Source organism: Sphingobacterium sp. IITKGP-BTPF85, assembly GCF_001006065.1.
Lineage (GTDB): Bacteria > Bacteroidota > Bacteroidia > Sphingobacteriales > Sphingobacteriaceae > Sphingobacterium > Sphingobacterium anhuiense.
The window spans coordinates 1-13,117 of the sequence record NZ_ASZT02000144.1 but is presented as its reverse complement, the minus strand read 5'-3'; the positions used below and the strand labels follow the sequence as shown (position 1 = coordinate 13,117).

11 protein-coding genes and 2 pseudogenes are annotated in these 13,117 nt (G+C 35.5%); 6 read left to right on the top strand and 7 right to left on the bottom strand.

Going from position 1 to position 13,117, the window contains the following annotated elements; translation table 11 throughout:
* Positions 1–78: 78 nt before the first annotated feature.
* Complete coding sequence (locus L950_RS27165; protein WP_052764493.1) at positions 79–552, bottom strand: T9SS type A sorting domain-containing protein; 474 nt, start codon at positions 550–552, stop codon at positions 79–81.
* A 257-nt stretch (positions 553–809) separates the two neighbouring features.
* Between L950_RS27165 and L950_RS20720 the strand changes: the two are divergent.
* Together L950_RS20720 and rlmF are read left to right on the top strand one after the other, a co-directional pair.
* Positions 810–2,754, top strand: a pseudogene (locus L950_RS20720) (KUP/HAK/KT family potassium transporter).
* A gap of 139 nt (positions 2,755–2,893) precedes the next feature.
* The gene (gene rlmF / locus L950_RS20715) at positions 2,894–3,805 is read left to right on the top strand and encodes a 23S rRNA (adenine(1618)-N(6))-methyltransferase RlmF (protein ID WP_021190826.1); all 912 of its coding nucleotides are present in this window, start codon (positions 2,894–2,896) and stop codon (positions 3,803–3,805) included.
* A 64-nt stretch (positions 3,806–3,869) separates the two neighbouring features.
* On the opposite strand, the gene L950_RS36830 is transcribed toward rlmF, so the two are convergent.
* The 4 genes from L950_RS36830 to L950_RS20705 all read right to left on the bottom strand — a co-directional run bounded on the left by L950_RS36830 (position 3,870) and on the right by L950_RS20705 (position 6,324).
* Positions 3,870–3,989 (bottom strand): amino acid permease C-terminal domain-containing protein, encoded by a 120-nt coding sequence (locus L950_RS36830; RefSeq protein ID WP_316930720.1) that lies wholly within the window; start codon positions 3,987–3,989, stop codon positions 3,870–3,872.
* Between the two features lie 83 nt (positions 3,990–4,072).
* A complete protein-coding gene (locus tag L950_RS36825; RefSeq protein WP_316930719.1) occupies positions 4,073–4,267 on the bottom strand; it encodes a hypothetical protein in 195 nt (64 codons plus the stop codon).
* 53 nt (positions 4,268–4,320) lie between these two features.
* Positions 4,321–5,562 carry an amino acid permease gene (locus L950_RS20710; RefSeq protein WP_316930718.1) on the bottom strand — a complete coding sequence of 414 codons (1,242 nt, stop codon included), beginning with the start codon at positions 5,560–5,562 and terminating at the stop codon, positions 4,321–4,323.
* Between the two features lie 93 nt (positions 5,563–5,655).
* Positions 5,656–6,324, bottom strand: a complete 669-nt coding sequence (locus L950_RS20705) for a hypothetical protein (RefSeq protein WP_031288759.1) — start codon at positions 6,322–6,324, stop codon at positions 5,656–5,658.
* Between the two features lie 112 nt (positions 6,325–6,436).
* On the opposite strand from L950_RS20705, the gene tyrS reads away from it, so the two are divergent.
* Both tyrS and L950_RS20695 read left to right on the top strand, forming a co-directional pair.
* Complete coding sequence (gene tyrS, locus L950_RS20700; RefSeq protein WP_021190824.1) at positions 6,437–7,720, top strand: tyrosine--tRNA ligase; 1,284 nt, start codon at positions 6,437–6,439, stop codon at positions 7,718–7,720.
* Positions 7,721–7,834: 114 nt separating this feature from the next.
* Positions 7,835–8,812 (top strand): energy transducer TonB, encoded by a 978-nt coding sequence (locus L950_RS20695; RefSeq protein WP_021190823.1) that lies wholly within the window; start codon positions 7,835–7,837, stop codon positions 8,810–8,812.
* Between the two features lie 68 nt (positions 8,813–8,880).
* Here the strand turns inward: L950_RS20695 and L950_RS28105 are convergent, their stop codons facing one another.
* Both L950_RS28105 and L950_RS28100 read right to left on the bottom strand, forming a co-directional pair.
* Positions 8,881–9,240, bottom strand: a complete 360-nt coding sequence (locus L950_RS28105; RefSeq protein ID WP_021190822.1) for a hypothetical protein — start codon at positions 9,238–9,240, stop codon at positions 8,881–8,883.
* Positions 9,237–9,578, bottom strand: a complete 342-nt coding sequence (locus tag L950_RS28100) for a DUF4397 domain-containing protein (protein ID WP_156169786.1) — start codon at positions 9,576–9,578, stop codon at positions 9,237–9,239. Before L950_RS28100 ends, L950_RS28105 begins: the two co-directional genes overlap by 4 nt.
* Before the next feature lie 285 nt (positions 9,579–9,863).
* Here L950_RS28100 and L950_RS20685 point away from each other — a divergent pair.
* Positions 9,864–12,417, top strand: a pseudogene (locus L950_RS20685) (DNA translocase FtsK 4TM domain-containing protein).
* Positions 12,418–12,512: 95 nt separating this feature from the next.
* Complete coding sequence (locus L950_RS20680; protein WP_021190819.1) at positions 12,513–13,076, top strand: LolA family protein; 564 nt, start codon at positions 12,513–12,515, stop codon at positions 13,074–13,076.
* Positions 13,077–13,117: the final 41 nt, after the last annotated feature.

Below are 13,117 nucleotides of genomic sequence, written 5' to 3'. Positions count from 1 at the left end.
AAGAAAGTGAAATTCCTAATTAACGAAAAAGGCTTAAATGATATCATTTAAGCTTTATATTTTATCCGATTCTAATTTCTATTTACGCACAGAAAATCTCTTTACAACAGTTTCTGAGCCAGAAACAACACGGATAAAGTAAAATCCTGAATTAAGTTTACCAGTTGGATCAAAAGAAAGATTTTGATTACCAGCATCTAAACTTCCATTCATTAACTGAACGACTTCATTTCCAAGTGCGTCCATCACTTTAATCGCAACTGAACTTTGTTTCCCTAATTTAAATGATAAACTTATTTGTTCTGAAATCGGGTTATAAAAAACTTTAACATTATTAATCAGCTTATCTACTTCCTTCGTATTATCAGAATTAGCGGTTAATCCCATAGAATAAGCCAGATGATCAGCCTTATCCAAATAAGATAGTCCATCGTTATTGGCCGTTTCAGTAGAATTCGAAGTATGCAATACAGATGCATAGCCTAAACTTCCTGTCAGCGTAATCACACAGAGCAGGCCTAAATAAGCTATTTTTTTAATAATAATTTTCATTTGTATATAGGACTTCTTAGATCGGTTATAGTTTAAATCAAATATAATATTTCCCAATCAATTTATCAACAACAAAAGTAGGTTATTTGTTTAGATATTATTAACTTATATTGAATAAAAATTTGCCATTTAACAATTTTTAACAAGATTTGCCGTTGTCAAACTAATTGCTAAAATTTGACACGAGTTTTTCTATTGCAACGAACCTTCATATTCGTGTTAAAATGAAGGTTTTTTTACTTAAATCAAATAAAAAAATGACGACTAGTCATCAAAGTACCGCACAAAAAGTAAGTCTTGCTGGTCTACTAATTAGTTTAGGGATCATATTTGGAGATATTGGTACCTCTCCACTTTACGTTTTCAAAGCCATTATGAACAAAGGTGTCGTTGACAAAGACCTTGTTCTGGGTGGATTATCATGTGTCTTCTGGACAGTTACCTTACAAACAACTGTTAAGTATGTCCTGATTACCCTTCAGGCAGACAACAAAGGTGAAGGAGGAATTCTCTCTCTTTTTTCATTGGTACGTAAAAGAGCACCTTGGTTGATTTTTCCAGCAATGATCGGTGCAGCTACTCTCCTTGCAGATGGTATGATTACACCTGCCATCACCATCTCTTCGGCGATTGAAGGATTAGACATTAAGTATCCGGGTCTACCAACAATTCCAATTGTGGTAACAATTATTACCTTATTATTTGCTATCCAACGCTTTGGAACATCGGTAGTTGGTAAAATCTTTGGTCCACTGATGTTCGTTTGGTTTTCCACCATCGGAGTATTAGGTATTAGTAATATTCATCTTGAATATGAAGTATTAAAGGCGCTTAATCCTTATTATGCTATTAAACTACTCATAGCATATCCGAATGCCCTTTTCATCATTGGTGCTGTATTCCTATGTACAACAGGAGCAGAAGCTCTCTATTCAGATATGGGACATTGTGGTAAAGGAAACATCCGCATCAGCTGGATTTTCGTAAAACTAACACTCGTATTGAACTACTTTGGTCAAGGTGCTTGGTTATTGACACAAGAAGGCAAAGTACTAGGAGAAAATAATCCTTTTTATGCCATCATGCCACATTGGTTTCTTGGTTACGGTATTGCGATTGCAACCATGGCTGCAGTAATCGCCAGTCAAGCCATGATCTCAGGGTCATATACCCTTATTTCGGAAGCTGTACGCTTAAATATATGGCCGAAGGTTGCTATTCGCTATCCAAGTGATCATAAAGGCCAATTATATGTTCCTTCCATCAATCTAATTTTGTGGGCTGGATGTATGCTGATCATTAAAATTTTTGGAGAATCAAGTAATATGGAAGCCGCCTATGGTTTGGCCATCAACTTGACATTCTTAACGACAACAATTTTGATGACTTTCTTTCTTGCAGCTAAAAAAGTCAATAAATATTTCATTGCATTATTTACAGGCTTCTATTTAATATTAGAATTGATGTTTCTAGTCGGAAATGGTGTAAAAATTGCGCATGGAGGATGGCTTACATTATTATTAGCATCGCTTCTATTTCTCATAATGTACGCTTGGTGGAGTGCCAGACGTATTAAAAACAGATTTGTTAACTTCATCAATATCGATAAGTACTATCCGATCATTTCAGAATTGAGCGAAGACAAGTCTGTACCTCCATACGCTTCACATTTAGTGTATCTAACAAGTGCAAACTTCAAATCAGAAATTGAATCCAAAATAATTTATTCGATATTAAATAAAAAACCAAAACGTGCCGACGTGTACTGGTTGGTTCACGTTGATGTTATGGATCATCCCCACACACGTGAGTATACAATCGATCAATTAATTCCTGGAAAACTAATTCGTATTGATTTCAAACTAGGCTTTAGGGAAGAGCAACGTATCAGTGCTATTCCGCAAAGTAGTGGAAGATATGGTGCAAAAAGGTGAAATTGATATTACCAGCCAGTACGACACTTTAAAGAAACACAAAATCCCAGGAGATTTTAAATTTGTTGTATTAGAAAAAGTACTCTCAAAAGGAAATCAATTAAGTTGGTCCGAACGTATTATCATGGAGATATATGGTTATCTTAAAAAATTAAGTCTATCCGAAGAAAAAGGATTTGGTTTAGATGCTAGTTTTGTAACTATAGAACGCGTACCACTAAGTTTACCGCAAACAACAACCATAGATTTAAAGCGGAAAAACAACTGATAGTATCCTGTTTATACCATAAGCCTCCAAGAAGTTAAACACAGCTTGGAGGCTTTTTTATTGGGCATTTACCAACAGCTATTTTTTATTTCAGCAATCTCTTAAAATAAAAGCTTATTTTTGCATCAAATACAACATTATGGCAGGAACAGCAACAACTCCCCAAAAAAAACTTCACCCTAGAAATAAACATCTTGATGCATACGATTTTGCGAAATTAATCAAAGTCGTTCCTGAACTCAAACCATTCATTTTCGTTAACGATTACAGAACAAAAACAATAGATTTTACAAATCCAGAAGCAGTAAGACATTTAAATAAAGCATTGCTTCAGCAATACTATAACATTCAATATTGGGATATTCCTAAAGAGAACCTTTGCCCTCCTATTCCAGGGCGGGCAGACTACATTCATTACGTTGCTGACATATTAGCGAAAGGCAACAACAATGAAATTCCAAAAGGAAAACAAGTTAAAATCCTTGATATCGGAGTTGGCGCAAATTGTATCTACCCAATTGTCGGTCATCACGAATACGGTTGGTCATTTGTAGGTTCAGAAATTGTAAAGAAAGCGTACAAAAATGCCATTGAAATCGTTCGGTTAAATCCAGAACTTAAAAACAATGTGCAGATTAGATTACAGAATAACCCCAAAGCTATCTTCAAGGATATCATTCTCGAAGATGAAAAATATGATATGGTGATCTGTAACCCACCATTCTTTTCCTCTCAATTAGAAGCATTGGCACAAGCAGACCGCAAAATAAAAAGTTTAAAGCCCGCTGAGCAAGAAAATATCGTTCAAAGTTTTGCAGGTCAAGGAAGCGAACTGTGGTGCGATGGTGGCGAAAAAGCTTTTATCGGACGAATGATTTTTGAAAGCCAATTTTATAAAGATCAAGTAAAATGGTTTTCGACATTGGTAGCTCACCGCGAAGATATCAGAGGTTTACAACACAAGCTTAAAAAGCTGAATGTAACCGAAATGGAAGTCATCCGAATGGAACAGGGAAATAAAGTTGGTAGAATCCTTCTCTGGAGATTCTAGCAGATATAAAAATAGCTCTAAACAATGTTTAGAGCTATTTTTATATCTAGTAGCATGATGCACGTTAAGAAATACTTTCTTTATTTAATTTCGAGTGCTTATATCCATAAAGGAAATAGATAACTAATCCACCAATAAGCCAAATAATAAAGATAATCCAGTTACTCGCTCCCAGTTCTGTCATTAAATAAAGATTAATCAAAATACCAGTTACCGGCAATAAAGAGAAATTCATTTTAAAACTATAAATGCTAAGTCCTAACCAGGTTAACCAAAAATGATGATCAACACCTTATGTTCGATTATCTCCATAAAAGTCAGGTTCTTCCATTCTGATAGGATTGCCTGTCCATAAATCCACATCAAAACAATCGCCCCCAGTAAGCCTAGACCAACTAAATATTTACCATTTACATAAGGAACTCTAAATTTTGACTTTTCAGATAATCCAGAATAATCCATATAAAGAACACCCGCACATACCATAATAAAGGCAAAGAAAGTACCTACACTTGTTAAATCGACAAAAAATCCATCTTAAAAAACAATGATGGAACTCCCACAACGATACCTGTTACTATAGTTGCATAAGAAGGGGTTCTATATTTAGGATGTATACGTGCAAAGCGTTTAGACATCAGCCCATCCCGGCTCATCGTCATCCAGATTCTCGGTTGCGCCAATTGGTACACCAATAATGCACTTGTAATCGCAATTACAGAAGTAACCGATATAACACCAGCCATATAATCAAACCCAACATACTTAAACACAAAAGCTAAAGGGTCTTTTACATTCAACTCCGTGTAATTAACCATACCCGTTAATACGAGGGTTATAGCGACATATAAGACCGTACAGATTACCAAACACCAGATCATAGCTTTAGGTAAATCACGTTGCGGGTTCTTACATTCCTCTGCAGTCGTTGAAATCGAATCAAAACCAATAAAAGCAAAAAACACAGCCGCAACACTTCCCATAACACCGTGCATTCCGTTTGGAGCAAAAGGTGTCCAGTTTTCCGGTTTCACATAAAAGATACCCCCAAAAATTACAGCCAATATAATCCCGACTTTGATCATAACCATGATCGCACTAGCACGTTGTGATTCTTTAATCCCAATATAGACTAAAGCAGTTACTAGTACAGTAATAATACCTGCAGGGAGATCAAAGATGATTGGTACTCCTCCGATTCGCGGAGCGCTTAAATAAGCTTCTAATCCATGCTTATCTGCTGCCGTCAACGCATTTGCACCGTGCTCAGCAAGCTTTTGTGATGCGTCCAATGCATAGCCAGGAGCCATCGATAACCAAGCGGGTATATGTATCCCAAACCCTTCCAGCATCGAAGCAAAATACTGAGACCAGGAAATTGCAATTACGGTGTTAGAAACAGCATATTCCAAAACTAAAGCCCACCCGATAATCCAAGCAAATAATTCCCCAAAGGCAACATATGCATAAGTATAAGCACTTCCCGAAACTGGAACTGTACTGGCAAACTGAGCATAAGACAAAGCCGTAAAAACACAGGCAAAAGCTGTAAAAATAAATAGAAGTGAAACCGCAGGTCCCCCTTCATAGCTTGCTAGGCCGATTGTGCTGAAAATTCCCGCACCGACAATAGCCGCAATACCTAGTGAAACCAAATCTCTTACTCCGAGTACCTTTGCAAGTCCTGAACCCTCACCATGTTGCGAGTCGTAGATAATCTGATCAACACTTTTCTTACGAAAAAGTCTTTTAAACATGTAGTTTATGTTAATATGTTAAGTAATTTGCTACGAAAATAAAAAAAATAATACGGATAATAGTAATGCATGACAAATACTATTCAAAATCTATCATTCATAATGAATATATTGATAGATGTCATGAAAATCCTTCATATTTTCTTTTACATAAAGGCTCAATTTACTGCTTAACGACAAAACTTGATCTTCATGAACATCAAAAGACCATAAACGTTTGCAAATCTGAAATAACGCACGGGTAACCTGTATCAGATCCGTATATTCATAAATGTATTGAGAGGCAATAAATCTATCAAAAAAAGCATCAAACTTCGCGACATCCTTTAGTTCACTAGTAACTAGAAAAAATCGTAAAGAGTTACGGTCTACCCGCTCAAGAGCGGTATAAAACTTAGCAATAGAAACAGCTTTATGTTCAATTAAAAGATGGTCTAATAACAGTTCCAGTGCGATATGCGCAAAAAAAGAAGGCCTAATCGGAAGTCCGATCAATTCATTCTTGACAGATTCTTTGATCTCATGTGTATGGTGGAAAAAGTAATCCGAATTGTGGAAAAGACGGTCAACTTCAATATGCCCATTCCACCCCTTAAGTAATTCAGATTGTAACGGCTTGGCTCCTATCTGATCTTCAAAATTATTGGGTTTGAGGATAAAAGCCTTATCCGCATTTTTCAATAGATCAGGTAATAAGCTACCAACAACCCTTTCAGGAGTCGTTGCAAAACGTTCAAAATAAAAGTGTGATAAAAAATTCATAACAGCATTTTTATACCTACCGTAGTCATTTAACGAGAAATATTCACTCAATATACAGCTTAATCTCTTATATTTGTGGCTTATATTAAAAATTTTTAACCCATTTTACACAATGAGCTTTGTAGAAGAATTACGCTGGAGAGGCATGCTTCAAGACATTATGCCCGGAACTGAGGACTTACTAAATGAAGAAAAGGTATCTGGTTATATTGGTTTTGATCCAACAGGAGACTCTTTACACGTAGGTCACTTGACACAAATCATGACGTTGATACACTTCCAAAACGCAGGACACAAGCCTGTTGCTTTGGTTGGTGGTGCAACAGGAATGATTGGAGACCCTTCATTCAAATCTGCAGAACGTAACTTATTGGACGAACACACATTAAATCACAATGTGAATTGTTTGAAAACTCAGTTAGGTAAATTCCTTGCATTTGGAGAAGGTGAAAATGATGCCAAAATGGTTAACAATTACGACTGGTTTAAAGATTTCAAATTTTTAGATTTTATTCGTGATGTTGGTAAATTAATTACTGTTAACTATATGATGTCTAAAGATTCTGTAAAAAAACGTTTGGAAGGTGAAAACGGCCTTTCGTTTACAGAATTCTCGTACCAATTGATTCAAGGATATGACTTCTATTATCTATGGAAACATCACAACTGTAAAGTACAAATGGGAGGTTCAGATCAGTGGGGAAATATCGTAACGGGTACAGAATTTATCCGTCGCCAAGATCAAGGGACTGCTTTTGCTATCACAACACAGTTAATTAAAAAAGCTGATGGTCAAAAATTTGGTAAAACTGAATCCGGAGCAGTATGGTTAGATCCTAAAAAAACATCACCATACAAATATTACCAGTTCTGGTTAAATACTTCGGACGATGATGCTAAAAATTGGATTAAGATCTTTACTTTAAAATCTAAAGAAGAACTTGATACGATCATTGCTGAGCACGATGCAGCTCCACATACAAGAGCAGTACAAAAAGCCTTAGCAAAAGACATTACTATCCGTACACACTCGGAAGAAGCATATGAAACAGCAATTAAGACTTCTGATTTCTTATTCGGCAACGGTACGCTTGAATTCTTAAATGGATTAGATCATGAAGCTATTTTAGATGTATTCGAAGGTATTCCGCAATTCAATGTTTCACCAGAAACTTTGAGCAGTGGTATTAACATATTAGATCTACTAGCAGTCAACACACAGGTATTCCCTTCTAAAGGTGAAGCGCGTAAAATGCTACAAGGTGGTGGTGTGTCAATCAACCGCGAAAAAGCAACAGATATTGAACAAGTAATCAATGCATCTCACTTGATTAATAATAAATATATCATTGCACAAAGAGGAAAGAAAAACTACTATTTAATTATAGCTGAATAAACTTTTTTAATTACATAAAATAAATGACCGACTTGATCGGTCATTTTTATTTTATGAACTTTTACTATCTTTACACTTTAAAAAAATTACATATTCAAACAGACATTAAGTTAGATGAGAAAAATCGCATTAATAAGCCTGCTGTATCTTATAACGTTTACGTTTAGTTATGCACAAGTAAACTTTCAAACGCTATATACGAAATACGGAAGCATAACAAAGGAGCTTGATAAAGCATATTACGTTAAAATTGTTACCTTCCCAGATGAAAATGTAAAAGATACAATAGCAGAAGAGTTTTATCTTTCTAATAATGGTTTAAAGCTACAGGGCAAAGTAAGCGACTTTTTTGGAACAAAATTTAAAGGTAAGAAATATGAACTGTTTGAAAATGGAAATCTCAAATCGGAAGAGATGTTCTCCCATGATTCACATCAAATTGATACGGCATTCTACTATCATCAAAACGGTAAAATAAAATCCATTCTATATTATCCCTTTACCATCGACAAAAAAGGTAAATATAAAATTGAAGAACCGCTTTATTTAGCCTACGCAGATTCAACAGGAAAGATCCTGCTAAAAGATGGCAATGGTTTCGCTGTATCAGATAACTCCTATAGCTACGAAGAAGGTAACTATGTCAATCACAAAAAACAAGGTGATTGGAAGGGGCACTTTAATGGAAAGCGATATACCTTTACAGAAACTTTCACAGAAGGTAAACTGATTTCAGGCATCACAACAGATTCAATAGGAAATAGAACACCTTATGATTCAATTACGGGCTGGAAAGAACCCACCTATCCAGGAGGTATTAACACATTGATGCAGTATATTGGGCGAAATTATGATTACCCTATGCAAGCATTACATGCTGGTGTAAATGGTATCGTAGAGATCGAATTCGTTATCGATAAAAGTGGAGAACCCCGCGATTTCAAACTTAAAAGAGATCTCGGTTATGGAACCGGAGAAGCAGGACTGAGAGTCGCTAAAAAGATGAAAAAATGGGAACCAGGACGACAAAGAGGTATACCTGTCAATGTTAAATACGTACTTCCAATTCGATTAAATACAGTACAGAGATAAAAAAGCCTGTTCTTTTCAGAACAGGCTTAGTTATTATAATCAACCACAATTATAACCAGATCTTCTACTTATTTATGCTTAACAATTTGGAAGCTATATTTTTTATTGGCATCGCTACTTGACTTCAAACCTGCGGCATAAATGGTATAAACTTCCTTATCTTCAGGTTTAAAATCTCCTAAAAATTCAGTCATACCAACACCATTTATTTTCAGTTTATATACATCAGCAATTTTAATATTCTTAAAAGGGGCCAATTCTTTATAAGCTTTATCTTTAACAGCTAAACTATCAACATCATTTAATGTAAGCGTCAACTTAGATGCTTCAGGACTCAAATTCATAAATCTAAATTTTGCATATCCTGTTTTCAAAGTTCCAAAATCATCTTCAGTAGCTAATACATCAACTTTATCTTTACCGATCACATAGAGGCTGTAAATTTACCTGGAGTAAAATCTACTTTTTTACTCACTAGGGCTGTATCTCCAGGAGTTGATTTCGGATCAAATACCCGCACGAGTCTACTACCAGGATATGCATTTTTATAACTCAAAACGCGATTAAAGGAGAAAACACCCTCCCAGTTATTATTCAATTTATTCTGGTCGAGACCAATATCTAATCCTTCAGATCCAGGTACAGCATTCACAGCAGACACAGCCGAGATTTCCACATAAGCGTAATCATCATCCAGCTTATTACATGAATTTAATGTCAGCATAAAAACCATTATACTGATTCCAAAAAATAATGCTTTTTTCATTTTCATTTTTTATTTACAACAAAATTCAACGATCGTCTCATTAAAAAACGTATGTTAGAAACAAAATGCTACAAGAAAAAATAAAAGGTTTAGTAAGCCAATTAAATTTCCTCCTAAATACTTAAGTTTGTATGAAGGATAACTGTGAAAATTCATGTCAAATAAAGGAAATACATTTAGACCATCTAGCGCTAATACATCATTTAAAAGGAGTCAAAAAAAGAAGCTCCCAATAATAAGAAAGTAGAAAATAAAGAAGAAGCTCCCGCTAGAGACTTATCAGAACTGCAACAAAAATTAATTAAAATTTTAGGGGCTTTCCTGATACTATGTGCGATATTATTGGGGATAGCTTTTGTTTCATATTTATTCACGTGGTCTGAAGATCAAAGCTATATTGCAACCAATAATGGTGGTTGGGGCGTAGTGATGAATACAGCGGAAGAAATTGATAATCCCGATGTAGAACTACCTGTAGTACAAAATAGATTGGGAAAATATGGTGCATTATTTGCAAACCAATTTATTTACAATTGGTTTGGCATTGCGTCCTTCCTCTTTGTACTGGTTTTCTTTGTAATCGGGTATAAATTATTGTACAAAAAATCAATATTACCAGTTTACCGTACCATTATATACTCTTTTATCGCGATCGTATTTATATCTGTTACATTAGGTTTCTTGCATAGCTTCATTACAAAAGTGCCTCACATCTTAGAAGGTAAGTTTGGTTTCTGGACTAATAAATTATTAGAAGCTCAAATTGGAACAGTTGGTGTTGCCGGAATCTTAATCTTTGCCTATTTGACGACATTGATACTGGTATACAACCTAGATCTAAAATTTAGTATTTTCGACTCGCGTAAAAAACAAGATGAGGAAGATGAAAATTTTGATACGGAAGAAGAAGAAACAAACTACACAAACTCCATCCGTACAGCAGAACCATCAGTATCTGAACCATTAATCAATAGAAGGGAAACCTATACACCTGCACCTAGTCTGAATGACAAATTTCAATCGAGTAGAAATGTTGATATTCAATTAAATGAAGAATTCACTCCTCCTCATAAAGAAATCATTTTACCTGTTTCGGAAATAAAACCTGAGAACAAAGTGCTCATCCCATTCGAAATCGAAGAACCAACTCCAACGGATGAGGATACGAATATAATGAATGAAAATACCGTTTCATTTACGGTAGACGAACCTCTTCAAATAGATCCTATTGTAGAAGAAAAGCCGGTACAAAGTCATGAATTAGAAGTAGAATCACCTAAAGAAGAAAAGACGATTACGGCTAATGATCTAGTTGCACAATTCGGTCAGTATGATCCTAAATTAGATTTATCAGGATATCAACATCCAACCTTAGATCTATTAAAAGATTATGGAACTGGAAAAATCACGATCAACCAGCAAGAGCTGGAGGCCAACAAAAATAGAATTGTTGATACCTTACGTAATTATAATATTGAGATTGAACATATCAAGCTACAATCGGTCCTACGGTAACATTATATGAAATCATTCCTAAACCTGGAGTACGTATTTCAAAAATCAAAAATCTAGAAGACGATATTGCACTGAGTTTAGCGGCTTTAGGTATCCGTATTATTGCTCCGATGCCGGGAAAAGGAACTATTGGTATCGAGGTCCCTAATAGCAATCCTGAAATGGTTTCCATGAAATCAATTATTGCAACAGAAAAATTCCAAAAGACGGATATGGACTTGCCAATCGCCTTAGGGAAGACAATTTCGAATGAAGTTTATATTGCCGATTTAGCGAAAATGCCCCACTTACTGGTAGCCGGTGCTACAGGACAAGGTAAATCCGTAGGTATCAATGCGATCTTAACATCGCTACTGTACAAGAAACATCCTGCAGAATTAAAGTTTGTATTGGTCGATCCAAAAAAGTAGAGCTTTCTTTATTCAAAAAAATAGAGCGACACTTTCTCGCGAAATTACCGGGAGAAGAAGATGCTATTATCACAGATACAAAGAAGGTTATCAACACATTAAACTCCCTTTGCATTGAAATGGATCAACGTTATGACTTGCTAAAAAATGGACAAGTACGTAATTTGAAAGAATATAATGCAAAATTTGTCAATCGCAGATTAAACCCTGAGGAGGGTCATCGATTCTTACCCTTTATAGTTCTTATTGTAGATGAGTTTGCCGATCTGATGATGACAGCTGGTAAAGAAGTTGAAACACCGATTGCACGTTTAGCACAATTGGCACGTGCGGTAGGTATTCACTTGGTAATTGCCACCCAACGTCCTTCAGTCAATATCATTACAGGTACGATTAAAGCCAATTTCCCGGCACGTTTGGCATTCCGCGTATTATCTAAAGTAGATTCACGTACTATTTTAGATTCGGGAGGTGCAGATCAATTAATTGGTCGTGGAGATATGCTTTTATCAACAGGTAGTGACTTGATTCGTATTCAATGTGCATTTGTAGATACTCCAGAAGTCGAAATGATTTCTGACTTTATCGGAGGTCAACGTGGATATCCATCCGCATTTATGCTACCTGAATATGTTGATGAAAGTGGCGATGGTTCAGGTTCTACAGATTTTGATTTCTCAGACAGAGATCAATTATTTGAAGAAGCTGCACGCCTAATTGTTATGCATCAACAGGGGTCAACCTCACTCATCCAGCGTAAATTAAAGCTGGGGTACAATAGAGCTGGGAGAATAATTGATCAGTTAGAGTCCGCAGGAATCGTTGGTCCTTTTGAAGGAAGCAAGGCCCGTGAAGTACTCTATCCCGATGAATATTCTTTAGAACAGTTTTTAGAAACATTAAGGAAGGATTAAAAGATGAAAAAAACAATGGGCATCATGCTAGGTTTTATAACCTTAGCAGTCGCAACTCCAGCACTGGCACAACAAGATGCTGCTGCAAAAAAATATTGACAGAAGTCAGTAAAAAGTATGATAGTTATCAAACGGTACAAGCGAACTTTTCATTTTCAGCAATTCAGGGTTCAAATAAATCGGCCTACACCGACGCAGGGACACTCTATTTAGATAAGAAAAACAATAGATATCATATTACGATGAATAGTCAGGAAATGATATCAGATGCAAAGAGCTTATATACTATTTTGAAAGAAGAAAAAGAAGTTCAGATTGCAGCAATAGAGAATAGCACAGATGCAATAGATCCTAGTAATATTTTTAGCTTTTATAAAACCGGATTTAAATATAACTTGGTTGCAAATGAAAAAGCTGGAAACACACTTTTAAATGTCGTTCATTTAACACCAACTGATAGCAAAAAGAACTATTCTAAGATAAAACTCCGCATCAATAGAGCAACAAAACTGATATATGATGCGACTATCTATGATAAAAACGGTGGTCAATACAGTTACACGATTAAGAGTCAGGTTCCTAATAAGAATCTGGACAACAGTTTATTTAGCTTTAACAAAAGCAAATACAGCGGTTATGAAATTGTAGACCTCAGATAGGTAGAACAGACTCTAGAAAAAAAGGCTTGAATTATATAATT

Bases quoted from the DNA above. Each gene is read 5' to 3' on its own strand.
- L950_RS27165 (WP_052764493.1), bottom strand. From the start codon at position 552: ATGAAAATTATTATTAAAAAAATAGCTTATTTAGGCCTGCTCTGTGTG.
- rlmF (WP_021190826.1), top strand. From the start codon at position 2,894: ATGGCAGGAACAGCAACAACTCCCCAAAAAAAACTTCACCCTAGAAAT.
- L950_RS36830 (WP_316930720.1), bottom strand. From the start codon at position 3,989: ATGACAGAACTGGGAGCGAGTAACTGGATTATCTTTATTATTTGGCTT.
- L950_RS36825 (WP_316930719.1), bottom strand. From the start codon at position 4,267: ATGGATTATTCTGGATTATCTGAAAAGTCAAAATTTAGAGTTCCTTAT.
- L950_RS20710 (WP_316930718.1), bottom strand. From the start codon at position 5,562: ATGTTTAAAAGACTTTTTCGTAAGAAAAGTGTTGATCAGATTATCTAC.
- L950_RS20705 (WP_031288759.1), bottom strand. From the start codon at position 6,324: ATGAATTTTTTATCACACTTTTATTTTGAACGTTTTGCAACGACTCCT.
- tyrS (WP_021190824.1), top strand. From the start codon at position 6,437: ATGAGCTTTGTAGAAGAATTACGCTGGAGAGGCATGCTTCAAGACATT.
- L950_RS20695 (WP_021190823.1), top strand. From the start codon at position 7,835: ATGAGAAAAATCGCATTAATAAGCCTGCTGTATCTTATAACGTTTACG.
- L950_RS28100 (WP_156169786.1), bottom strand. From the start codon at position 9,578: ATGAAAAAAGCATTATTTTTTGGAATCAGTATAATGGTTTTTATGCTG.